Source organism: Bacillus sp. V3B, assembly GCF_024494465.1.
Lineage (GTDB): Bacteria > Bacillota > Bacilli > Bacillales > Cytobacillaceae > Bacillus_BD.
The window spans coordinates 67,216-89,147 of sequence record NZ_JAETXM010000015.1 but is presented as its reverse complement, the minus strand read 5'-3'; the positions used below and the strand labels follow the sequence as shown (position 1 = coordinate 89,147).

Genomic DNA, 21,932 nt, shown 5'->3' with positions numbered 1-21,932 from the left:
TTTTGAGTTTAGCGTTTTTTTCTTTTGTTCTACATTCTTTCCAAACATGCTACTAGATCCAAGAACTTTGGTGACATGATCTAGAGGTACCGAATCCTATTATTTATTACAAATTTAAATCCGGTTCTCAAATGGACGATACAATACATAAGGTTTATCGACAAAACATATAAAAGAAATAGTGGATTCTTTATAGGGGGGAGTTATTCTGAGTAGGTCTTATATCAATGTTACGGAAGGTAAAAACAGTTGGTGGAGATATTTGTTGGTTTTTATTATATCCATCCTATCTTACACATTCATTCCAGCCATAGCATCACTCATTTATGTTGCAGTAGATGGGAATCCTGCCACCTATATAGATGTGGAAACAGACCAATTTATTTTCATTCCACCTGTACAAGAAAATTTTATATTTCATATTTCACTGATTTTGGTTTTAGCTATTATTTGGTTATCCGTTAAGTTCATTTTAAAGAGACCTTTAAGAACCTTGATAACAAGAGAAAATAAAATAGATTGGAAGAAAATCTTTTGGTCATTTAAAGTGTTTTCCATATTATTCTTAATTTCTATTTTCATAGGGTATATCATTTCACCAGAAGATGTTTCTTTGTACAAATTTAAATGGATAGATTACGTATTTGTGTTTTTTATTACACTCTTTTTGACACCTATACAAACTACCTTAGAAGAATTAATGTTTCGAGGCATATTGTTGCAATGGATAGGAAAAATCATAAAGAACCCTTTCTTGTTAGCCTTCATCATTGGAGGAATCTTTGGAGGACTCCATTTTGCCAATCCAGAAATGAATTCTTCTGCTTTTTGGGTTGGACTAGATTATGTTTTCGTTGGATTTATGCTTACTTATATATCTGCAAAAACAGGGAACTTGGAATTTTCAATAGCCGCTCACGCAGCAAACAATATGTGGATATACTGGTTAATTACAATGGATGATTCAATAGGAGAAGGACTCCCGGCACTATTCTATGTTAATAGTTCCAATCCTGCACCTTCAACAATCCTCAATATCCTTTTATTTATATGTTTCTATTATGTGATTTACAAGAAATATCTAAAGGAGAAATCATCAATGAAAAAATGAATAGCAGAGACATCTTTCAACAAGAGATTGATTTGCTATGCATAGGTAAGTTCAACAAGAAAAAGAAGACCAATTAATCTACTCAAAATCAGAATAAAAGGTTTCTAAACCGTTCCTCTCAATGTTAATTAAATAGAGAATAATCGACATATCATTCACACATACTACGATGGGTGATGCTAATGCCATGTCAATCAAGTGAAGAATTAAAGCAATTAGTAGAAGAAGCAAAAAGATATACAAAGGATGGCAAGGTTGCAAACTATATTCCCGAGTTGGGTAAAGCAAATCCAAATGATTTGTCCATTGCGATTAACTATCCTGACGGAAGGTGTATCTCAGCGGGTGATATTGATAAAAAGATTTCGTTGCAAAGTATCTCAAAGGTTATAAGCTTGGCCCTTGTTTTGATGGAAAGGGGCTTTCACTATGTATTTGAACGGGTTGGTATGGAGCCTACTGGAGACCCATTTAATTCGATTGCCAAGTTGGAAACAATGGCACCGGCCAAACCGTTAAACCCGATGATTAATGCTGGGGCCCTTGTCGTAACCCATATGATAAAAGGGGATTCGGTGGAGGAGCGGTCTAATCGTTTATTAGGTTTTATCCGGGAATTGGCTCACGACTCTAACATTGGCTATAGTGAAAACGTAGCCCGTTCCGAATTTGAAACAGCTGATCTAAATCGAGCATTATGTTATTTTCTCAAGCAGCATACTATCATCACGGAAGATGTGGAACCATTAATGGACTTATATACCAAACAATGTGCTGTTGAAATGAATTGTTTGGATTTAGCGAGGATCGGAATGATTTTTGCGATGGATGGGGTTGATCCGCTTAGTGGGAAACGGATTATGCCCGATGATGTTGCACGAATTTGCAAAACATTCATGGTTACGTGTGGCATGTATAATGCATCAGGCGAATTCGCCATAAAAATTGGTATTCCGGCTAAAAGTGGTGTGTCAGGCGGTATCATGGGGGCTATTCCTGGAAAATTTGGAGTCGGAATCTTCGGACCTGCATTGGATGAAAAAGGAAACAGTATTGCAGGAATGAAACTTCTCGAACTTTTATCAAGAAATTATCAACTGAGTATGTTTTAAAGGGGCTGACATTTTCCTGTTTTCATTGTAAAAGAGCAACGACTAGGTAGCCGTTGCTCTGAATTATCAAAATACTCTTTTCTTATGAAAGCTTCACTGAATGCCAAATACCTGATTTAACTTTGTATCAACAGTACAGATTTCATGACAGACTTTTTAAAAATGACTTTCCATTTCTTTTCTTTCGTAGGCAAATTCATAAGTGTTTTCTAGCGTATGATCACTCATTCTCTCTAACTGGATAGGATTTCCCCCGAAATAATTCACTAAAAATTGGATTATGTTATCACGCTCTTGATTTGAAAGCATTCACCATCATCCTCCTTTTATAATATATAACAGATATATTATCTTTTTTATTATTATATAACAGATAACTAATAAATGCCACTGTTTTATTTAAAATTTTCTGACTTTTATTAGTTTTTTTAAAGTGGCCTTTTTACTTTTAACCTGTTACTGCAAACGTTGCAATTGACTACAGTATAGAGAAAGATGTACTTATCCCATTCAATCTAAAAAAGTGGACGGTCTTGCTCATCCTTTTCATTCCATTCTATGATAGTATGGAAAGAGTATTCACAAGTGATAGGTGTTTTTAATAATACTCTGCCTTAGTTCGGCAAAATGGAGAAAAATGAAGGGGTATGAGATGAAGTCGAAAACTACACAAAATTATGAAAAGCTAAAGGTGATTTATGAAGAAAATTTAAGCGTTGATTTGTTGGCTGAGGATATCTCTATCTGTAACAGCTCTGACAACTCCTTATTTGTAAAAGAAGAAATGAGCAAAAGAGATTTTGACGTATATGGTGTAAAGGATAATGGGAAACTGACGAGGTATGTGTTGCGAGAAGAATTAGGTGAAGGCGTGATCAAGGATTATTATCGACCGTTTCACTCAGAAGATTTGATATCGGATTCTACTTCTTTAATCGAATTACTCGATATCCTTCGGGAGAGATCTTACATTTTTATCCTCGAAAAAAATAAAGTAAGTAAGATTGTGACCGTTGCCGATTTACATAAGCAGCCGATCAGAATGTTGGCATTTAGTTTGATTTCTCTATTAGAAATGCATCTTACTGCGCTAATCAGTCATACTTATCTAGACGGCAGTTGGACTCAGCTTTTGTCTGAGGAACGGTTAGGAAAAGCACAGGAAATGTTACAGAAGAGACTCGAAAAAAATCAAGCGTTAACGTTGTTGGATAATACACAATTAGGCGATAAAGGAACAATCGTTCGAAAAACGCCTGATCTTATACAAAAATTAGGGTTTGATTCAACTTCGAAATGTAAGGAGTTTTTCAAAAACATCGAGGTATTAAGGAATAATACCGCCCATGCTCAAGAAGAAATTTATCATGATTATCAAGAGTTTATTGAGCTTATTTTACAAATTGATAGGGTTTTAGAGAGACACGTAACAATAGAAGAAACATGGTCATGAAGGTGGCACTATCCCAAAATTGGATGGTGCCTTTTGTTTTTCTTACGTGAAACTCCATATAGGAATCTGAAGGAATCGTCGTTTATACAAGGAATAAGGCAGCCGATGTGGAAGTAGATGATCTTGTCTCTGTAGATGGAACGGTGGCTGAATATCATATTGATGTCTATTATAATCCAAAAGGATCTAATACAGTATTTAAAAGAGTCGCCACCAGCACAAACTTCAAGGGTGTTTTACTATCCCCTAACGCCTTTAATACAGTTACGATAAAGTTGTAACTCATTAAAAATAAAATACCGAGAAAATTGATTTGTAAATACACCTTAAATGAACTTAAATATGATGTATATCACCTCTCTTATCACCTTGCTGTTGTACGATGAAGAAAAAGAGGTGAGATGATGAAAAAGAACCGGTCTGTTTCATTTGAGCATGATGAATATGAAGAAAACGTGGATCTTGTCGTACAGGATGCCATCGAAGAGGTTGAGAACACTTTAGCAGGCTATTATGTGAATCTAGTTACTCCAGAAGGGTTTGGAAATCCCGATGAATATTTAACAGAGGTATTAGAGTTGCATTTCAAAGATACCATTAGGGCTCAATTCATTGATCAATGCGGATGCGGAGGATATGTGCTCAGGGTATGGAAAAATAAATAACAGATTTATCCATTTTGATAAATTATCATAATCGGCAAGTCATCATCAATGATTATCAGGATGAGTAGGGATGAAGCGAAAGACTTGTATTTGTTGATCGTTTCTTTCTATTTTGCATACAAGTCTGTTATTGTCTTGGGGCATCCAGAATATGATTCTAAGCTGGATTTCAAAAAAGCATCTTCATGGGGGATTAAAGCATCTTTTGAAGTATGGGATGAATCATTTAGAACCATTGAATGATCAAAAATGCTCTTAATAAAATTTCGTGGGTTGTTGAATATCCGAGTATATTTATTGAATAAGTATTTCAACTAACGAGAGCATTGATCAGGGGAATAAAAAATGCCTGTCATAATGACTCGGCACTTTTTGGGGTATTTGGGTCAGAATTCATCTTGGCTGAAGGATGCATTCTTTCGTGATTTAGTATCTTTTTGATTTTACTATTAACCAATTGAATAATTTTCCCGACAAACAAGGCAATGATTAATGTTCCTAATCCGACTGGTCCGCCAAGTAAAAAACCTAATAACGTGCCGCCTAGTTCAACAACAATACGAGAAACATTTAAATTCCAATGAAACCGATGGTGTAAAGCTAACATCAGTCCATCAACTGGAGATTTTGGAAACTTTGCTTCAATGTAGATGCCGATTCCAATTCCGATGGCAAGCGTTCCAAGCAGAAAAACGAGCCACTGGATGACCAAAGAAGATGGGATTTCAATATGGTTAAATATTAAGTACATCCAGACATCTAAAAAAATACTACGGATGATAATCGCAAGCATGGAACCATATTGGAATCTTTTTCTTTCAATGATTTTCGTGGTAACGACGATCAGTACTTGTATGGCAATCGTCCAAGTGCCAATCGTTAATCCAAAATAATTGTTCATTCCGATGGCGGCCGCATCCCAAGAACCGACTCCCGCTGTTGAAAAAATTGTCAATGCGATGCCCAAGGCATTAATTGACAATCCAATTAAATAAACTGCTAATCTGATCACCATTCGTGACACCTTCCTTCCCCTTTAAGAAATAACGAACACCCTTCTATTTCATAAAAGGATGTTCGTTTGTCATTAAGGGCTTGTTTCAACTTTAAGGATATTGGCGATTAAATACGCCCCAATAGCTTCATTTAATTAATGAAAAATGTGTTAAGGATCCAGCCACTAGTACTGCTCCAGCAATGGTATAGACGCCCGTAATAGGCTGGCGATACTTTAAGGCTAAATAAAAACCCGCTAAAGAAATAAACAGTGAACAGCCAGCTGATTGTTTGTGCATAAGTCAAACCACCGCTGATGGAAGTTTTGTTCCTTTATTTTTAATATTGAAAAAATATAATGAGTTGTGAACGTAAGAGAGATGCAATCTATCACCATACCAAAATAAAAATAGGAACGCATATATTGCTTTCGATACGATACGTCCTGTATCATATTATACATATAAGAAAATATTTTTCAATACTTTCTAAAAATTTTTATTATTGAATCTATATAGTGCAATTCATTACAATCATAGTAAGTAAAGTGGAATATTATACTAGTATCCATGTAAGTGAGGGATGAACATGTCAGAAAAAAAACGAACGAAACAGGACTCAGTAGGAAGACCTCGAAGTGAGGCATCTAGGATCGCTATTCTTAACTCAACCGTTGAGTTACTAGAGAAATTTGGATATGCAAATTTGACCATTGAAGCCATTGCTGCTCAGGCAGGTGTGGGAAAATCCACCATCTATCGTTGGTGGCCGAATAAATCTTTTCTCGTTTTTGATGCCTTTCTCATGTCGACCGACACACATTTATACTTTCTTGAAAAAGCATCTCTTCGTGAAAATTTTCGTCAACAACTTCACAGTCTTGCAAATATTCTTAATGGTACTCTTGGCCGAACAGTGGTAGGTCTTGTAGCAGGAAGTGGGGAAGAGTCAGAAATTGCTAGAGCATTTTATAGTAACTTTCTTAAATTTCGCCGTGAGGATGCGAAACGGATTCTTGAACGTGCCATTGCTCAAGGAGAAATTCAATCTACGATTCATTTAGATGTAGTATCAGATCTGTTATACGCTCCTGTATACTACCGGATCCTTGTCTATAAGAAAAAAGTAGATTCGAAGTTTATTGATACATTAGTGGATCAGGTAATGAAAGGTATTGGTGCCCCTTAACCAATAATGTCATAGAAACAGATACCATCAATTTCGTGGAAATGTTGGTGAATTCATTTGATTAATGTTTCTTTAATGAATCATTTAAGTAAGAGGTTATACGTTTTGAATAGTTAACACTGAATAATTCTATAAAATACTGGCTTCTACCGTTACAGGAAATCCATATATATAAGAGTAAAAGCTAACAGGAGTAGAGGTCATTGGACAAACAAAATAGCCAGTTTAGATGGGTTGTATTCTCTTCTGTATTGTTTACTTATTTAGTCATGTCGAGCCAACGAACTGCTCCAGGATTGATTACAGACCAAGTAATGAGGGATTTTAATGTAACAGCAGCAACAATTGGGTTACTGACAAGTATACAATTTTTTGTATACACTGGTTTGCAAATTCCGATGGGTATTTTCGCTGACCGTTTTGGGCCCAATTTTTTTCTCATTATAGGCGCAATCCTTACAGGTTTAGGTACAATCATTTATAGTCTTGGTACGCATGAATTTTTCCTTTTTTTTGCTAGAGTACTGACGGGAATAGGGGATGCAACCATCTGGGTCAATATGGTGTTAATTTTAAGCCAATGGTTTAATGCAAAGGAATTTACTCGATTACTCGGTGTGACGGCAATGACTGGAAGTCTTGGTTTTCTTTTGGCGACAGTTCCTTTCTCCTTATTGATTGACTTTCTTGGGTGGAGGGCATCATTTTTTTCAACGGGACTACTATTATGTTTATGTAGCATTCTCCTTTATTTTGTACTCGTAAAAAAACCAAAACAATCGGTATTTGTAAAAAATGAAACAAAACGTGAAAAAACGTTGGTTTTACTACGACGAATATTTTCAAATCGGCAAGCATGGGCTTTATTCTTTTGTCACTTTGGGATTGTCGGAACATATGTAGGATTTATCGGTTCATGGGCAGTGCCCTATGGAATGAATGTGTATGGAATGACACGTTCAGGGGCGAGTCAACTCATTTTGATTGGTCTGATCGGGGCGCTAATTGGTGCTCCTTTAGCCAGTTGGATTTCCAGTCGGTTAGAAATGATTAAACGACCTTATGTTGTTGTGCATATTACTCTTTTACTGAGTTGGTCTACCTTTCTTTTATTTCATGGGAATCCACCATTTTTCTTGCTCACTACGCTTTTTTTTATTATTGGCCTTGCATATGGGGCAAATGCTTTAACTTTTGCTGCAGTTCGCAGGTCGTTTCCAATCATAGAGTCTGGCATTGCCTCTGGTTTTGCCAATACGGGTGGATTTCTAAGTGCTGTATTGCTCCCCAGTATTTTTGGCGTTGTATTGGATCATTTTCAGTCTAGCTTAGGCAGTATCATTGATGGATACTATTACGGTTTCATCACGCCTGTTATTTTTTCCATGATTGGTTTGATGGGAGTGATTTTAATGAAGGAAAAGTGTCAAGAGGATGTAGAACCAATACCCACTTATCTTAAATAGTGTCGCTAAAAGGTAAGAAGTTCAGGTAATAGTACAACGATCCTACACTTAGTTCCACAACAAACGATAAAGAACTTGGGAAATACCCAAGTTCTTTTTTGTGGGATTAAATGTAACATGATCAAATCATCTAATTTTTCCCCATTTTTTATGTTTATATTTGTTGTGAATACGTAGATAGGTTCGATAGATTCCGCCCTGTACACGTAATCTGCTGTGTAGTGAATGCTTAAAGAATCTTGTGTATTCATCGAGACGTACCTAGCGTGTAACCAATATCTACTAGGAACGAATTCATTCCATATTCGGTGTTTATCTCTTATACTGAAATAATGTGTATTCAATTGATTACAAGTTTTATTTAGTTTGATACGATATATTTGATATTAATAGAGCAATAACGGCTATGATTGAGGAGGAAAATAGATTGACTATTACTAGAGGAGAAACAATGGTTGTTGAAATAAGTAAATTAGATGAAAAGGGTTCAGGACAGGCTGTCATTTGGCGTAAAAATGAACAAGGGAATCCGAAAAAGTTACGACTTACGATTCCGCAAACACTGCTAGGTGAAAAAGTGAAAGTAACAGTGGATAAGCCTGAACGAAGAAGAAGAAAGGCAATGGCAGAAGAAATTCTAGAGTCTCATCCAGAAAGAATCGGGCCTGCATGTCCTCATTTTGAAAAGTGTGGTGGATGTGTTTGGCAGCATTGGGACTACCAAGGGCAGATACAACAAAAGACGAACCATGTGAAAGAGGCCATTAAAGCACAAGGGTTTGATCCAAATCTGGTGCGAAATACGATTGGGATGGACGAGCCTTGGCATTATCGTAATAAAATGGAATTTACGTTTGCTCCAGATGGTTCGATGGGCTTGCATGAACAAGGGAATTTTCGAAAAGTCATTTCACTTGAAACATGTTTAATTGCAGGGAAGGAAATGGTAGAGGCCGCTATGGAAGTAGCGGATTGGGCGAAACACCACCAATTGACAGGCTATAACAAAGATGCTCATGAGGGTTTGCTTCGTCATTTGATGGTCAGACAATCATTTGCAACAGGAGAAATCATGCTCGCTTTATTTGCAACAGAGGGACCTGAAGCTCATCTTAAAGAGGTAGCTGACGATTTGGTAAAACGTATTTCGGGTAAGTTCCCTCAAGTGAAAAGTTTGTTATGGCTTGAAAATACGCAATGGGCGGACCGTACTCAATCAGAGAAAAGTCATGTTCTAGCTGGACGAGACTTTATTTATGATGAAATGGATGGTTACCGTTTCCGTCTATGGTTTGATACCTTTTTCCAAACCAATCCAACCCAAGCGCAAAAATTGGTCGATTTAGCGATTGAGCAGGCGCAGCCGAAGAAAACAGAAAAGATGATTGACCTTTTCTGTGGAGTTGGTACGTTTTCTCTTCCGTTTGCGAATGCAGTAGGGGAACTGGTAGGAATTGAAATCGTTGAAACGTCAATCGAATCAGCCAAACGCAATGCGAAAGATAATGGAATCTTTAATACATCGTTCTTGGCAAAAGATGCAAGAAAAGGATTTGATCAAGTAATAGAGGAGTTTGGAAGACCGGAATTATTACTGCTTGATCCACCACGCTCTGGTGCAGGCGGGAAAGTCATGAGAAGAATCGGTCGTTCCAAACCAGAACGCATTGTCTATGTGTCGTGTAATCCGGATACATTTGCGACGGATATTAAGGAGCTAGAACAATTTGGTTATGTTCTAAATGTGGTTCAACCAGTGGATTTATTTCCTCACACGGTTCATGTAGAATGTGTGGCACAACTAACTTTAATCTGACCTAACAAAACAGAAACTTTCCCTGTTAAAATAAACATTTGCTACTCCCACCCTGATTTCGTTTAAAAAATCTTTTGCGATTTCGGGGTCTTTTTTGTGTCAAATCTTTATTTTAACTGCTTAATTGCTTTCATATGGTCGTTACCAATCAGTTTGTATGTATCTATGACTCCAAGCATTTTTACTTTATTTGGCGTTACATGCTTTGCTTATTTACTCAGTTATTTTCTAATGATTTGGAAGAATTATTATCGTAAAGATTGAGGTGATTATTTGAAGAAGACGACTTTATTTTTCGTATTCATTTTCATTAATATGTTCTTAATAGGCTCTTTTCCATCGAATGCAAGTGCTTGTTCGTGTGCAGAATTACCGAGTGTAGAGGAAGAATTTGATCGTTCGAAGGCTGTCTTTAGTGGGAAAGTTGTTGATATCAGAGAGAAGCGGAGTCTAAAGGGATATACATCAAAGTCAGTTCTCTTTGAAGTAGTTAACACATGGAAAGGCGTAGAGCAGTCACAAATAATCATTACTACTGGTCAGGGTGGTGGAGACTGTGGATTTGATTTTAAAGAAGGACAAGAATATTTGGTTTATGCCAATGAATCAACGATGTACGGCGTAAAATCACTTGTAACCGTCATTTGTGATCGAACTAACGAATTGAGTTCGTCACAGAAAGATTTAGAGGTTCTTAGTGAAGGGCAACCCCCAATTGAAGAAGTTGATCTAACTGATAAACATGAAGGAAAAAAATTATATTTATGGATTGCAGTGGTTGTAGCCATTGGTATTGTTTTGACTTTTATTTATTGGAGAAAAAATAAAAGTGAGGTAAATCGCTAATGATTGAAAAGCCTCATCAAACGATTGAACAATATAGAAATGGATTATATGAAAGAAGAGTATGAAAAGAGGATCACTAAAACTATAAAAAATAAAAATAGAAGGTAGCATTTCTATAACGAAGGATCACTTTTCTAATTCAAGAGGTTGGTTATTTTTAGAAGGAATTTATGAGAGACTACGATTCTATAACATTTGAAAATCATTTCAAGAAAGATGTGAAACTGCCATTTAAAGTGCCTTCTATTCCTTTTACTCATTATTTTGGACGATTTAATGATTTGGAAGGGAATTTAAACGACTCTTTGGATATTGAATTTATAAATGAAAAGTCATCAGAATATCATTACAAACTCGATATTCGACAATTGAAATACAAAATTAATTTCAAGAATGAAAAGAATCATACAACTTATACGCTCGAAAATGGGCAAAAGGTGATTTATTTCGAACATCAATATTTTAACTTTTTCGTTTTTGAACATGATAATTGGCAATATATACTTAGTGTTAGTAAAAGAGTTTTAGATACAGTAACACCAGAAACATTTATTGAAATCGCTAATTCAATTGATTATGTACCTGAAAAGGGAAGTTCGTAATTGAACAAACATGATTAACGGTAGTTTGCTTAATTATGAATTAAGAAAAAAGAACTTGTTGCCAGCAATTTTTTGGAAAACAAGTTCTTATTCGTCTAATTTACATTGGCATTCTTTAGAGAGAAAAAGTCTGTCCCCATTAACTTTTCTCGAACTTACTACATCCCAAGAAGTATCACTTCTCCTTAATTTTATCATAACGTTTGTTCCATCCAGTTCCTTATATAAGAGATAGCCAACAAAGGAATTATCATATTTCGGAGGAATTGACTCCTCTCCGCTTACAATGAATAATTTTCTTTCTCCTTGATTAGATCCAGTAAACAAAGGTAATAACGATTTGAGATGTGAAGTTTCTCTACCCTCAATGATTATTACTTTATGTAAATCATCCATTGTATATTGAGTAACACGACCTTTATCTTGATCTAAGATACTTAACTCTGGAAAATTCACTTTTATATCGTGTAATATTCTTTGGTTTAAGTTCTTCCAGCATTCATCCTTTTCAAGACTTGATGCAGAATAGGTCATATTTGTATTCACAAAATTGAATATGAGTAACAATGACATAACTTGAAGAATTCTTTTAATCATATGCTATCTCCTTTTCCGTTTTTGTATATTCTTATCCAACAGCACTTATTTATTACGCTATCGAAGTTAATAATTGATAAAACTTCTACATTTAACCTTGTAATGCGATGTACTAAGGTGTTACGATGCAAACTTCATGAGTACATTCACAAAAGTAGAATCAGCAAAACAACCTAATGTGTTTTTTAACGATTTTCCCCCTGAACAATATATGCTTTTTGGATGGCTTCCATATGATCAAGCGGATAAAGAAACCTTTCCAAAACGTTCTGTAAACGGAAATGGATATTCAAATGGGACAGTGGATATGGAACATGTGATGATACTGGATAAAGGAGACATTGAGCTTCCAGATTTACATTAATGTATGGCGAAAAAGATAAAATGAAGCCATTTAAGTCAAGAAATGGGGATTTCTGAAATACGAGCAAAACGAAAGTCATATGCTGTTATGGCTATTCTTACATCAGTATTTGTTCTTTTTGTTGCTCTATATACTTTTTAAATGGGGAAATAGAGATTATATTCAACAAACAGATTCGTTAGAAAATATGAACTAAAAAATCAAAAATAAAAGGGAACTAAACCGTAAATATTGATTTACAGATTAGTCCCCTTTTATTTTTCTTATTCAGCTAACATAATTTTTTCAAGTTCAAGTGGTTCAATGTATGTATCGTCTTTGTATGCACGCATATTACCACCAGAAATTTCATCAATTAATAAAATTTCATTTGTATTTGCGTCGCGACCAAATTCTAATTTAATGTCATACAATGTTAACCCTTTTTTAGCAAGTTCTGAACCTACAAATTTAGAAATCTCAATTGTACGTTGTTTTAAAACTTCATATTCTTCTAGTGATAAAATACCTAACATAGCTAATGCATCGGCAGAAATAGGCGGATCTTGACGATCGTCATCTTTAATGGTTACTTCAACGAAAGCGTCTAAATCTTGTCCTTCTTCCACATATGCTCCGTAACGACGTAAAAAGCTTCCGACAGCTTTAAAACGACAAATGACTTCTAAACCATTACCGAATACAGTTGCTGGTTTTACAGTCATTGTTGCACTTTCGAAGTTTGCATCGACATAGTGAGTAGGGACACCTTGTTCGTTTAATTTAGAGTAGAAAAAGGAAGTAAGGCGTAATCCAGCAAGTCCTGCACCATCAATGGTTAATCCAACTGTGTTTGCACCTGGATCGAATACTCCGTTTTCTCCAGTTACATCATCTTTAAATTTTAGTAAATAGTGTCCATCTTCTAATTTAAATACATTTTTTGTTTTACCTGTATACATTAATTCCACAAAAAAACCTCCAATTCAATTATATTTTTATTATACACGAATATTTAATTTATTTGCAGTGATAAATGTTCGCTATTTCAATAAATTTTATGCATTTTTTTCTCATTGTAAGTAATGTTTTTGTATTTTAAGTTGGAATGACTTGTACAAAAGAAGGTACTAGGTGATCAAACCTACCTGGAAAATGCGCAGAAGCTATCGCAGAGTTTGCGAAAAGCGGGCGAAGCGGTAGAAGCAGCCAATGTGATTTTGACTAAAATAGAGGAGAAATCTTAATAGAATGGATTTTCCGTTAGATAACAGCGAATGATGATTGTAAGGAGGAAATCGTAACGATCCTTCAAAAAGTTTGAGTGACAGGTACCTCTAGAATAGGATGGAACCTAGTCACCTTTTTTTGGTACGAGCCATTAGTTCGGGATTTGAATAGAACGTCTCCTTCTATTGTTTGCACATCTATTAAAAATGGCATAAAATTCTTATTAATAGAAAAATAAATATCAAAACGATCAATCAATGTATAGATTGATCGTTTTATAGATTGATCGTTTTTAAAAAAATGGAAGGGACGGTGTTAAATGTATGAAAAAACTAAGCCCGTCCCACCTACGAAAGGGAGTATACACATGGAAACGAAACTTGTGAATGAGATCAATGAAAAGCTCATTGGGAATTTTGATGAGGTAGTGAGTTGGAGAAGGTATATGCATGAGAATCCGGAATTGTCCTTTAAGGAGACGAAGACAGCTCAGTACATAAAGGAGAAATTAATCGATTTTGGGTTGGACGTGAAGACCAATATTGGTGGACATGGATTGATCGGGATTCTACGAGGTGATCAACCAGGAAAAACGATCGCTTTACGAGCTGATTTTGATGCTTTACCGATCCAGGATGAAAAGGAAGTTCCTTATAAATCGAAAAATTCAGGTGTGATGCATGCTTGTGGTCATGATGGTCATACCGCTGCATTGCTTGGTACCGCGCAAGTTCTCAGTCAGTACCGCCAACAAATGAAGGGAAACGTCATGTTTATTTTTCAACCAGCGGAAGAAACACCTCCAGGCGGGGCGAAATTTATGATTGAAGAAGGAATCTTGGATGGGGTCGATTATGTCTTTGGCGCTCATTTAGATTCACAGACGCCTTTAGGAAAAATCAGCGTCGGAGAAGGCCATCAAATGGCGGCCGTCGATAAATTTGCGATTCATCTACAAGGAAAAGGCGGTCATGGAGCGCGGCCGCAAGAAGCAATTGACTCGATTGTGATTGGTAGTGAAATCGTAAGTGCCTTGCAAAAAATTGTGAGCCGAGGAGTCAACCCACTTCAATCTGCTGTAGTGACGGTTGGTATTTTTCAATCGGGTACTGCCTTTAATGTCATTTCTGATAAAGCGACGATCGAAGGAACGGTACGGACTTTTGATAGTGATGTCCGGAAGAAGGTAGAAAATCAGATTAAGAGTATCGTAGATGGAATCTCATCCGCATTTGGAGCAACCTATTCGATTGATTATTTAAATGGCTATCCTGCCTTGTATAATCATCATGAAGAAACAAGTTTGGTGAGAAAATTGTTTGTACAGGAATTTTCGGAAGGGAACGTATTGGAGTTGACTCCAAGCATGGGGGCGGAAGACTTTGCATACTTTTTACGAGAAAAACCAGGCACCTATTTCCAAGTGGGTTCACAAAATGAAACATCCCATACGGCTTATCCGCATCACCACCCGAAATTCGATATTGACGAAAGAGCGCTGCTAAATGTAGAAAAAGCATTTGTGAAAATTGTTGAGCATTATTTGTTTTAAAAGTAGTGTCCTGCTAATCAGAACCATTCCCGAGTAGAGAAATTGGGAGTGGTTTTATTTATTTCCTTGTAAAAGCCTATTATAATGGAAGTATCTAACAGAAAATGAGGAGTGGATGTCTTGGATGGTCAAATTCTTGCCAATAGTATCGTTTCTTTAAAGGGAAATGATCTTCGAATGGTATATGCCTTATTATGCAAAACAAATATTGGTCACCTTTTATCATCAAAGACAAAGGATTTATTTTCAAAAGAAGGACAAGACCATTTTACGAAGCACTTAGAGGAAGAAGTAAAGAAAATAGAAAACAAAGAGGATCAAGAGTTGCAGGTAGATCTATTTTTAGAATTGACGGAATTATTAAAACTCAAAGGGAGAAAATATACACTCCAACAAGATATTGAGGACCAATGTATAACCATAGTGAATGAGGTATATGATCAGTATCAAAAACAAGATAAGCAGTTTCGTTCATTTGTGGAAAGCGGGTCCTCGTTAACAAAGCTGCAACAAATGATTCGTTTTCAAATGAGTAAAGTATTTCGTGAATTAGACGGTAGTTTTCAAGATTTTACAGTAGAAGATCAAATGAAGTTTGCTTCTCAAGTGAATGAATATATTCATAGTTTGTCAGAAGAAAAGAAAATAATCATTCAAGAAGAGCTAGACATAACGGAATTAACCGATGAAATGATTCGTAAGGCCATCACGACAAGCGGAACAAGTAGGGTATTCGCTATTATCGCTGAGGTTAGTGGATCCGCTTTTTATTCAACTGTAACCTCTTTAGTAACAAGGTTCGCAGGTTTATTCGGTCTCACGTTTCCGTTTGGTTTCTATACGGGTGTAACATCAACCATCGCTGTACTGACGAATCCGTTATTTATCTTTCCGCTTTTAATAGGTGGCGGTGCCATAATCATTAATCAGCAAAATAAATCATTAAAGAAAAAGTTACTTCCGATTATTCTGTTGCAACTATCCCTACCTTATATGAGTGGGGGTGAGGACGCTGCCGAGTTTGAGCCATTCATTCAAGAATGGGCAAGACGTTATAACCAGTACCGGAGTTTTCATGTGGAATTAGACAGAATCGAAAAGGAACAAAAAGAACTAAGAGACGGCATTCATCGAAATGACACCATGATTAAGGACTATGAAATGCAGATTGACGAGGAATTAGAGAAAATCGGGGTAGAGAAGCAGCATATTTTATCTGCCTTAATCGTTTCAAATCTTGACGCGTTAGATATTTCATCTTCTTTTGAGGCACATAAAAAGGAATACCAAGAAGTGGTGGCTAAAATTAAAGAGCTAAGGGGTGCTAAGGAAAAACAGACTGCCGCAGTGGGGTTCTTGAGGAAAATAGGCAGCAAACTAACGAATTTCACGAATCCATTGGATATACTGGAGGAGGAAAAAAAGGTAGAGCCTATGTTGGACAAAATGGTCAATGATGTACTTCTTTCAAAGAGTTCTTTTGTCGAGCTTGAGCGGGAACAGATTCATCGCATGGAGAGGAAAGTAAACAAGTTGAAAAGGGATTTGATCACAGAGAAAGAGGAAAAACAAATGTGGGAAACCGGTTTAAGAAATTTAAATGAAGAGCATGATATCTATATGGAACAAATCAAGCAATTAGAAAATGAAAACTATGGATTAGCAGATTTAATAATGTCACAAATGAATGGATCTCAGTCCTAAATTCTAGAAAGCTTTCTCATTAAATAGAGGAAGCTTTTTGTGTATAAAAAGAAGCATGACCGTAAAAAACTCTAACCAACTTTTTTAATCTTTATAAGAGGGGCTTTTTCAGTGGCCTTCAACCTTTACTGTCCTGCCCAAAAAAGAAAACATTTACTTAATTACTTTAAGGTGTGAATAGGATTGAACACTTTTCTTCCTTTGCTTTTTCTTTCTTCTATCTAAATCTTTGCTCAGGTCTTCCTCTTTTTTATTTTTGCAATTGATATCTCCATATAAAGTATTTGCATACATTTCTAGTCCGTATTTGAATAATTCAACAAGTTTTTTCATGTTTTCCTAACTCCCTTATACATCATTTACTATTCTGAGAAAATGAATTTAAAATGAAAAATACCAATGTATACGTCGTTATATATATGTATATCCCTTTCTACTTTCGTATAAATATATATATTCTTCACCAAAAAATTTAATTCCTTCAACCATACTAGTATAGTTTTTCGATTTTAGAATAATCGAGGTATTTTTTATGTAGAAACCCTTCAAAATTCAGAGTTTTTTCCTCAATATAAAACCTCCGTAACAGAAAATAAAAAGTCTATATATAGTTTTAATGAATAAACTTTTGAGGAGGAGCAGGCAAGGAAGAAGATGTGCTTATATTGTCAAAGTGAAGTGAATGAAAGATATTGAGCAAATGAGTGTGGTGACTAAGGCTATTATGAAAAACATGATGATGAATGTCGTGATATGGAACATCCTTACATCGATGATTACGAATTGCATACAGATATGAAGGGCAATGCGCTGATATCGAGGTTATCTTTCCGAGAGAATGATTATTCGGGCCGTCAAAGGGAACGTAATTAGGATGGAGTTTTTATAATCCAAAGGTATATAATGATAAAATAAGAGCAAAGCTAGTACTACATTTTGTTGTCTTATATAGTGCTTGTATACATGCTAAAATAAATAGACTATTTCAAACTAAGAATGGTTTTTGGTTGATTCTTGGGAAATAGAATAAGATATTGGTAGGTGCAGTCTCAACATGCAGAGACAGAAAGCAATAATCATTATTGCTAGTCTGCTATTAGTATGCTTCCTTCTATATTTACTTTTTTCGGATTTCAATCAAACAAAACAAGTAAGTTTGAAAACTCAAACGTCGAATATGAATGAACAAATGGATATAGATACTGCAGCTGTAGAAGAAGATCAACAAGAGAATATTTCTAGTGATACTATAGTTGAAAAAGAGGATCAAATGGACAATATTTCTAATGATATCGCAGCAGCAGAAGAGGGTCAGCTAGAAGCAGATAACACTAATGATAAACAAACAATAACACAAAAAATTAAGGAAAAGATCAGGGAAGTAGTGGAGGGTACCATTCGTTTATTCAAAAAAGATCTAAAGATCGTGGCTATCGGTGATTCTCTGACTCAAGGTGTAGGAGATGAGACAGAGAGCGGGGGTTTTGTCGGGATCCTAAACCATACTTTTGAAGATAATAAATTAAATGTCACTATAGAAAACTATGGAAAAAGAGGAAACCGTACAGATCAATTATTAAAACGGTTGGAAAATAAAGATATCGCATCCTCCATTCGCAAGGCTGATACTGTCCTCATAACAATTGGTTCTAACGACATTATGAAGGTGGTTAAAAATAATTTTACCAACCTTACTTTAGAGCCTTTTCAAAAAGAAAGAGAAGAATATAGTAAGAGATTAACAGACATTTTGAATAAAATAAATGAATTAAATCCAAATACACACATTTATTTGATTGGTTTTTACAATCCATTTGAACGTCCCTTTGGTGATATAGAGGAATTTGGAGTGATCATGAATAACTGGAACGATGTGGGTAAATCAGTTACAGAAGAATTTGAGAATGTGAATTATATTCCGATAGCGGACTTATTTGTTCAATCCAACGTAGAATTGTTAGATGATGATCATTTTCACCCAAACACTAGCGGTTACAAACTAATTGCACAGCGCGTTTTAGAAAACTTGAATGAAATTAGTGTAGAAACAGAAATAACCACAGCGGAAATAGAATAATAGAGGAAAGGGGAGTGATCAGTATTGATCGGGCTCTCCTTTCCTCTATTATTAAGAGCTTTTATGAATGATATGTTGGGTTTCGCTGTCTGTTAAGAGTGGGATAAATGAAGATGAGGAAATTCATGGTGTAAGATGATTTAGCGTACAACCTTTCAAAAAAAGCCGATTCCAAAATAGGAATCGGCTTTTTAACTATTTATTACTATAACATGGCGTGCGGGATTTATTTTTTTAATCTTGTATAAATGATCCTGAATTTGTGAAGTTTAATGATTGTTGATTTTTATTTCAACTATATCACATTATACTTAACCAGGGGGTAATGATTTATGACACAACAACACCAACAACAAGTGCAACAAGCAATTCAAGCTGCTCAACAAGCACAACAGGCTGTTCAATCTGCTCAAGGAAGTGCAGATCCACAACAATTGCAACAAGCACAGCAACAGCTTAAGCAAGCACAGCAACAATTGCAACAAGCGCAAAACCAAACAGATATCTCGGCAACTCCAGAGCAGCAGCAACAATTACAACAGGCTCAACAACAAGTTCAGCAAGCACAACAAAGTTTAGGTTCACAAAACCAAAACCGTTATCAATAATACTTATCCCCTTCAAAGGGGATTTTGTTGGACTATAGCCAAGTGGTAAGGCAACAGACTTTGACTCCGTGATCGTTGGTTCGAATCCAGCTAGTCCAGCCAAAATTTTCACCTAATATAATCTACTATATATAAATAAATAGACAATTGTTTAATTTCTAGCTTGAAGATTTGTTCATTTTAAACTGTTTGGATGTTGAAGCGTGGAGAGCTTCAACATCTTTTTTTACTTTGTATAATAATGAATCTTTATTTTTGGTAATACTCTGTAATTACACTGCTTCTTATAGAACTCTATCTTTGCCCCTTCCTTAGCAAATGCATACGCAACTGCTCTTCCGATCCCGCTATCCCCACCTGAAATGATTGCTACTTTTCCTTGTCATTTACCTGTTGCTCGATAGGTGCCGATTTCTGAAATAGGTCTTGGTACCATTAACCATTCAACCCCTGAATGAAATGGCTGATGTTGGGGAGGGAATTGAACAGGTAGCTTTTCAAAAGATTCTTTAATGCCTCAAGAGACTCTAGAAAATTATTTTGTTCTTCTTTTGAATAAACAAAATTCAACCAGCATTCCAGTTTCACTTGAAGAGAATCTTTAACACTATTATAAGCTATCATGTTATAATGGGGAGAATTGAGATGTTTCAACTGCTTTCTGTTTAGGAAAGTGATTAGATTAAATATCACCTCATTCTAATGAGAGGGAGTTTTGACTATGCATAAGATTTTAAGATATACCTTTTTGTGGTTTTGTATTGTAACAGCTGCTGCATCAATCCTCGGTGGTTTCTTCTTACTCGACATTCCGTTATATATAAAGTTGATTTCTATCGGATTATTAGCCTTTTTTGCATATGATGCGATTACCGAACATAAGAAAAGGAAAAATGATGAAGTGCTAGATTCATAATGTTTATTGAAAAGAATAGAAACTCAAAACACTCTGGGGACGGGATGAACCAGAGTGTTTTTTTATGCTGTTAGGAGAGGATGAATTGTCTCTCGATTAAAGGAGAAGATTGGTTTAATTGAAATCGCTTTCTAAATAAATTAGCATAAATATTCGAAAAAATGGTTGTCAAACTATGTAGATTACTCTATAATCGAACTATCAAATGTAATGAAACATAACATATAAACGAGGGGTAATCTAACATGAATGAAACGCTTATTTTAAATGAAATGACAACTTTAGAACAAATTAAAGAGACCATTAAAGAAAAAAGTGTTGAACTACTACACTTACAATTTGTAGATATTGAAGGAATCTTAAAGCATGTAACAGTAACAACTGAACAATTAGAAGATGTAGTAGAAGGCAAAATGATGTTTGATGGTTCTTCTATTCAAGGTTTTTCACCTATTAATAAATCAGACCTTTATCTGCAGCCAGATTTAGCGACATTTGCTGTTCTTCCTTGGACAGAAGAAGAAGGTTATGCGGAGGCACGATTCTTATGCTCTGCAAAGAACCCAGATGGAACGCTTTTTGAGGGAGACACAAGGAATGTGCTAAAGAAAGCAGTAGAGCGTGCAGCTGATAAAGGGTTTACCATTTCAGTAGGGCCTGAGTTAGAATTTTTCCTATTTAAAACGGATGAAAATGGTTACGCAACACAAGAAATCAGCGATAGAGCAGGCTATTTCGAGCCATCTCCACATGATCTTGGAGAACGTGTTCGCTTAGAAATCTATCGTGCCTTAAAAGCAATGGGCTTTACGATTGAAGCATCTCATCATGAGGTAGCAGAAGGACAACATGAAATCAACTTTAAATATGCAGATGCACTAACAGCAGCAGACCTATCAACTACGTATAAATGGGTCGTGAAGACTGTTGCACAGAAATTCGGATTGCATGCGACATTTATGCCCAAGCCAGCATTTGGAATCAACGGTTCTGGTATGCACGTGAATATGTCATTCTTTGAAGGCGGCGAAAATGCATTCTTTGATCCTTCAGATGAGTTAGAATTATCCGAGAAAGCTTATCAATTTATTGCAGGGGTACTAGAAAACGTGAAGAGCTTTGCAGCAATCACAAACCCACTAGTAAACTCTTACAAGCGATTAGTTCCTGGCTTTGAAGCACCTTGTTATCTTGCTTGGTCGGCTTCTAACCGTTCAGCTCTTATTCGTATTCCGGCAAAAAGAGGTCTTGCGACACGTGTAGAGTTACGCTGTCCAGATCCATCGTCTAACCCTTATTTAACATTTGCAGTCATTGCTTCTGCAGGTTTAGATGGAATCGAACAAGGACTAGAAACACCAGATCCAATTAATGAAGATATCTTTCATATGACAGATGAAAGAAAGGTAGTACTCGGAATTGATAACCTACCTAGTAGCTTAAAAGAAGCAATCAGTGAATTAGAATCAAGCGAATTTGCTTATAAAGCATTAGGAGAGCACGTATATAGCGAATATGTCTCAATGAAAAAAGCAGAATGGGATAGCTATCGCACAGCTGTTCACTCATGGGAAATCGAAAACTATCAATCTAAATTTTAACGAAAAAAAGCGAGTATTAGAGACTGTTGATAATCTAATAGGAATTTAG

24 protein-coding genes, 1 tRNA gene and 2 pseudogenes are annotated in these 21,932 nt (G+C 35.8%); 19 read left to right on the top strand and 8 right to left on the bottom strand.

Annotated elements, in window-relative coordinates; translation table 11 throughout:
- Positions 1 to 262 precede the first annotated feature (262 nt).
- Positions 263 to 1,111 carry a CPBP family intramembrane glutamic endopeptidase gene (locus JMM81_RS15970; protein ID WP_256242552.1) on the top strand — a complete coding sequence of 283 codons (849 nt, stop codon included), beginning with the start codon at positions 263 to 265 and terminating at the stop codon, positions 1,109 to 1,111.
- Between the two features lie 182 nt (positions 1,112 to 1,293).
- Positions 1,294 to 2,223, top strand: coding sequence for a glutaminase A (gene glsA, locus JMM81_RS15965; protein WP_256242551.1), 930 nt, complete (start codon positions 1,294 to 1,296; stop codon positions 2,221 to 2,223).
- Between the two features lie 156 nt (positions 2,224 to 2,379).
- On the opposite strand, the gene JMM81_RS15960 is transcribed toward glsA, so the two are convergent.
- Entirely contained in the window at positions 2,380 to 2,532 is a 153-nt protein-coding gene (locus JMM81_RS15960) for a hypothetical protein (RefSeq protein ID WP_256242550.1), read from the bottom strand.
- A 343-nt stretch (positions 2,533 to 2,875) separates the two neighbouring features.
- Between JMM81_RS15960 and JMM81_RS15955 the strand changes: the two genes are divergently transcribed.
- Positions 2,876 to 3,676: a hypothetical protein gene (locus tag JMM81_RS15955; protein ID WP_256242549.1), complete on the top strand. Its 801-nt coding sequence runs from the start codon at positions 2,876 to 2,878 to the stop codon at positions 3,674 to 3,676.
- Between the two features lie 181 nt (positions 3,677 to 3,857).
- On the opposite strand, the pseudogene JMM81_RS15950 reads toward JMM81_RS15955, so the two are convergent.
- Positions 3,858 to 4,001 (bottom strand): annotated as a pseudogene (locus tag JMM81_RS15950) (MATE family efflux transporter); the annotation flags it as partial.
- Between the two features lie 76 nt (positions 4,002 to 4,077).
- Between JMM81_RS15950 and JMM81_RS15945 the strand changes: the two are divergent.
- Both JMM81_RS15945 and JMM81_RS15940 read left to right on the top strand, forming a co-directional pair.
- Positions 4,078 to 4,341 carry a CGCGG family putative rSAM-modified RiPP protein gene (locus JMM81_RS15945; RefSeq protein ID WP_309143502.1) on the top strand — a complete coding sequence of 88 codons (264 nt, stop codon included), beginning with the start codon at positions 4,078 to 4,080 and terminating at the stop codon, positions 4,339 to 4,341.
- Between the two features lie 48 nt (positions 4,342 to 4,389).
- The gene (locus JMM81_RS15940; RefSeq protein WP_256242548.1) at positions 4,390 to 4,584 is read left to right on the top strand and encodes a hypothetical protein; all 195 of its coding nucleotides are present in this window, start codon (positions 4,390 to 4,392) and stop codon (positions 4,582 to 4,584) included.
- A 109-nt stretch (positions 4,585 to 4,693) separates the two neighbouring features.
- Here the strand turns inward: JMM81_RS15940 and JMM81_RS15935 are convergent, their stop codons facing one another.
- Both JMM81_RS15935 and JMM81_RS15930 read right to left on the bottom strand, forming a co-directional pair.
- The gene (locus JMM81_RS15935) at positions 4,694 to 5,356 is read right to left on the bottom strand and encodes a YczE/YyaS/YitT family protein (protein ID WP_256242547.1); all 663 of its coding nucleotides are present in this window, start codon (positions 5,354 to 5,356) and stop codon (positions 4,694 to 4,696) included.
- Between the two features lie 127 nt (positions 5,357 to 5,483).
- Complete coding sequence (locus JMM81_RS15930) at positions 5,484 to 5,636, bottom strand: hypothetical protein (protein WP_256242546.1); 153 nt, start codon at positions 5,634 to 5,636, stop codon at positions 5,484 to 5,486.
- Between the two features lie 289 nt (positions 5,637 to 5,925).
- On the opposite strand from JMM81_RS15930, the gene JMM81_RS15925 reads away from it, so the two are divergent.
- The 5 genes from JMM81_RS15925 to JMM81_RS15905 all read left to right on the top strand — a co-directional run bounded on the left by JMM81_RS15925 (position 5,926) and on the right by JMM81_RS15905 (position 11,255).
- On the top strand, positions 5,926 to 6,525 hold the full coding sequence (locus tag JMM81_RS15925) for a TetR/AcrR family transcriptional regulator (protein ID WP_256242545.1): 600 nt from the start codon (positions 5,926 to 5,928) through the stop codon (positions 6,523 to 6,525).
- 203 nt (positions 6,526 to 6,728) lie between these two features.
- The gene (locus JMM81_RS15920; protein WP_256242544.1) at positions 6,729 to 7,991 is read left to right on the top strand and encodes an MFS transporter; all 1,263 of its coding nucleotides are present in this window, start codon (positions 6,729 to 6,731) and stop codon (positions 7,989 to 7,991) included.
- Between the two features lie 406 nt (positions 7,992 to 8,397).
- Positions 8,398 to 9,807 (top strand): 23S rRNA (uracil(1939)-C(5))-methyltransferase RlmD, encoded by a 1,410-nt coding sequence (gene rlmD, locus JMM81_RS15915; protein WP_375162402.1) that lies wholly within the window; start codon positions 8,398 to 8,400, stop codon positions 9,805 to 9,807.
- Between the two features lie 273 nt (positions 9,808 to 10,080).
- Positions 10,081 to 10,653 (top strand): hypothetical protein, encoded by a 573-nt coding sequence (locus tag JMM81_RS15910; RefSeq protein WP_256242542.1) that lies wholly within the window; start codon positions 10,081 to 10,083, stop codon positions 10,651 to 10,653.
- A gap of 170 nt (positions 10,654 to 10,823) precedes the next feature.
- A complete protein-coding gene (locus JMM81_RS15905; protein WP_256242541.1) occupies positions 10,824 to 11,255 on the top strand; it encodes a hypothetical protein in 432 nt (143 codons plus the stop codon).
- Between the two features lie 87 nt (positions 11,256 to 11,342).
- Here the strand turns inward: JMM81_RS15905 and JMM81_RS15900 are convergent, their stop codons facing one another.
- The gene (locus JMM81_RS15900; protein ID WP_256242540.1) at positions 11,343 to 11,852 is read right to left on the bottom strand and encodes a hypothetical protein; all 510 of its coding nucleotides are present in this window, start codon (positions 11,850 to 11,852) and stop codon (positions 11,343 to 11,345) included.
- Positions 11,853 to 11,988: 136 nt separating this feature from the next.
- On the opposite strand from JMM81_RS15900, the gene JMM81_RS15895 reads away from it, so the two are divergent.
- Both JMM81_RS15895 and JMM81_RS23140 read left to right on the top strand, forming a co-directional pair.
- Positions 11,989 to 12,216 carry a hypothetical protein gene (locus JMM81_RS15895; protein ID WP_256242539.1) on the top strand — a complete coding sequence of 76 codons (228 nt, stop codon included), beginning with the start codon at positions 11,989 to 11,991 and terminating at the stop codon, positions 12,214 to 12,216.
- A 42-nt stretch (positions 12,217 to 12,258) separates the two neighbouring features.
- Positions 12,259 to 12,357, top strand: coding sequence for a DUF3953 domain-containing protein (locus JMM81_RS23140; protein WP_375162401.1), 99 nt, complete (start codon positions 12,259 to 12,261; stop codon positions 12,355 to 12,357).
- Between the two features lie 122 nt (positions 12,358 to 12,479).
- Here the strand turns inward: JMM81_RS23140 and JMM81_RS15890 are convergent, their stop codons facing one another.
- Complete coding sequence (locus tag JMM81_RS15890) at positions 12,480 to 13,166, bottom strand: phosphoribosylaminoimidazolesuccinocarboxamide synthase (protein ID WP_256242538.1); 687 nt, start codon at positions 13,164 to 13,166, stop codon at positions 12,480 to 12,482.
- A gap of 626 nt (positions 13,167 to 13,792) precedes the next feature.
- On the opposite strand from JMM81_RS15890, the gene JMM81_RS15885 reads away from it, so the two are divergent.
- Together JMM81_RS15885 and JMM81_RS15880 are read left to right on the top strand one after the other, a co-directional pair.
- Positions 13,793 to 14,977: a M20 metallopeptidase family protein gene (locus JMM81_RS15885; protein WP_256242537.1), complete on the top strand. Its 1,185-nt coding sequence runs from the start codon at positions 13,793 to 13,795 to the stop codon at positions 14,975 to 14,977.
- 120 nt (positions 14,978 to 15,097) lie between these two features.
- A complete protein-coding gene (locus tag JMM81_RS15880; protein WP_256242536.1) occupies positions 15,098 to 16,681 on the top strand; it encodes a hypothetical protein in 1,584 nt (527 codons plus the stop codon).
- Between the two features lie 153 nt (positions 16,682 to 16,834).
- On the opposite strand, the gene JMM81_RS15875 is transcribed toward JMM81_RS15880, so the two are convergent.
- Positions 16,835 to 17,014, bottom strand: coding sequence for a hypothetical protein (locus JMM81_RS15875; RefSeq protein ID WP_256242535.1), 180 nt, complete (start codon positions 17,012 to 17,014; stop codon positions 16,835 to 16,837).
- A gap of 721 nt (positions 17,015 to 17,735) precedes the next feature.
- Between JMM81_RS15875 and JMM81_RS15870 the strand changes: the two genes are divergently transcribed.
- The 3 genes from JMM81_RS15870 (at position 17,736) to JMM81_RS15860 (ending at position 19,468) form a co-directional block, all read left to right on the top strand.
- Positions 17,736 to 18,758: an SGNH/GDSL hydrolase family protein gene (locus JMM81_RS15870; protein WP_256242534.1), complete on the top strand. Its 1,023-nt coding sequence runs from the start codon at positions 17,736 to 17,738 to the stop codon at positions 18,756 to 18,758.
- Positions 18,759 to 19,090: 332 nt separating this feature from the next.
- The gene (locus JMM81_RS15865) at positions 19,091 to 19,366 is read left to right on the top strand and encodes a hypothetical protein (RefSeq protein ID WP_256242533.1); all 276 of its coding nucleotides are present in this window, start codon (positions 19,091 to 19,093) and stop codon (positions 19,364 to 19,366) included.
- Positions 19,367 to 19,394: 28 nt separating this feature from the next.
- Positions 19,395 to 19,468: transfer RNA gene (locus JMM81_RS15860), tRNA-Gln, on the top strand.
- Between the two features lie 124 nt (positions 19,469 to 19,592).
- On the opposite strand, the pseudogene JMM81_RS15855 reads toward JMM81_RS15860, so the two are convergent.
- A pseudogene (locus JMM81_RS15855) lies at positions 19,593 to 19,880 on the bottom strand (hypothetical protein).
- A 207-nt stretch (positions 19,881 to 20,087) separates the two neighbouring features.
- Between JMM81_RS15855 and JMM81_RS15850 the strand changes: the two are divergent.
- Together JMM81_RS15850 and glnA are read left to right on the top strand one after the other, a co-directional pair.
- Positions 20,088 to 20,282, top strand: coding sequence for a hypothetical protein (locus JMM81_RS15850; protein WP_256242532.1), 195 nt, complete (start codon positions 20,088 to 20,090; stop codon positions 20,280 to 20,282).
- A 245-nt stretch (positions 20,283 to 20,527) separates the two neighbouring features.
- Positions 20,528 to 21,883, top strand: a complete 1,356-nt coding sequence (gene glnA, locus JMM81_RS15845) for a type I glutamate--ammonia ligase (RefSeq protein WP_256242531.1) — start codon at positions 20,528 to 20,530, stop codon at positions 21,881 to 21,883.
- Positions 21,884 to 21,932: the final 49 nt, after the last annotated feature.

Excerpts from the sequence above, each read along its gene's own strand:
- JMM81_RS15955 (WP_256242549.1), top strand. The coding sequence starts at position 2,876 with ATGAAGTCGAAAACTACACAAAATTATGAAAAGCTAAAGGTGATTTAT.
- JMM81_RS15865 (WP_256242533.1), top strand. The coding sequence starts at position 19,091 with ATGACACAACAACACCAACAACAAGTGCAACAAGCAATTCAAGCTGCT.
- JMM81_RS15850 (WP_256242532.1), top strand. The coding sequence starts at position 20,088 with ATGCATAAGATTTTAAGATATACCTTTTTGTGGTTTTGTATTGTAACA.
- JMM81_RS15885 (WP_256242537.1), top strand. The coding sequence starts at position 13,793 with ATGGAAACGAAACTTGTGAATGAGATCAATGAAAAGCTCATTGGGAAT.
- JMM81_RS15905 (WP_256242541.1), top strand. The coding sequence starts at position 10,824 with ATGAGAGACTACGATTCTATAACATTTGAAAATCATTTCAAGAAAGAT.
- JMM81_RS15940 (WP_256242548.1), top strand. The coding sequence starts at position 4,390 with ATGATTATCAGGATGAGTAGGGATGAAGCGAAAGACTTGTATTTGTTG.
- JMM81_RS15935 (WP_256242547.1), bottom strand. The coding sequence starts at position 5,356 with ATGGTGATCAGATTAGCAGTTTATTTAATTGGATTGTCAATTAATGCC.
- JMM81_RS23140 (WP_375162401.1), top strand. The coding sequence starts at position 12,259 with ATGGGGATTTCTGAAATACGAGCAAAACGAAAGTCATATGCTGTTATG.
- glsA (WP_256242551.1), top strand. The coding sequence starts at position 1,294 with ATGCCATGTCAATCAAGTGAAGAATTAAAGCAATTAGTAGAAGAAGCA.
- JMM81_RS15960 (WP_256242550.1), bottom strand. The coding sequence starts at position 2,532 with ATGCTTTCAAATCAAGAGCGTGATAACATAATCCAATTTTTAGTGAAT.
- glnA (WP_256242531.1), top strand. The coding sequence starts at position 20,528 with ATGAATGAAACGCTTATTTTAAATGAAATGACAACTTTAGAACAAATT.
- rlmD (WP_375162402.1), top strand. The coding sequence starts at position 8,398 with ATGATTGAGGAGGAAAATAGATTGACTATTACTAGAGGAGAAACAATG.
- JMM81_RS15900 (WP_256242540.1), bottom strand. The coding sequence starts at position 11,852 with ATGATTAAAAGAATTCTTCAAGTTATGTCATTGTTACTCATATTCAAT.
- JMM81_RS15930 (WP_256242546.1), bottom strand. The coding sequence starts at position 5,636 with ATGCACAAACAATCAGCTGGCTGTTCACTGTTTATTTCTTTAGCGGGT.
- JMM81_RS15875 (WP_256242535.1), bottom strand. The coding sequence starts at position 17,014 with ATGAAAAAACTTGTTGAATTATTCAAATACGGACTAGAAATGTATGCA.
- JMM81_RS15895 (WP_256242539.1), top strand. The coding sequence starts at position 11,989 with ATGAGTACATTCACAAAAGTAGAATCAGCAAAACAACCTAATGTGTTT.
- JMM81_RS15945 (WP_309143502.1), top strand. The coding sequence starts at position 4,078 with ATGATGAAAAAGAACCGGTCTGTTTCATTTGAGCATGATGAATATGAA.
- JMM81_RS15870 (WP_256242534.1), top strand. The coding sequence starts at position 17,736 with ATGCAGAGACAGAAAGCAATAATCATTATTGCTAGTCTGCTATTAGTA.
- JMM81_RS15925 (WP_256242545.1), top strand. The coding sequence starts at position 5,926 with ATGTCAGAAAAAAAACGAACGAAACAGGACTCAGTAGGAAGACCTCGA.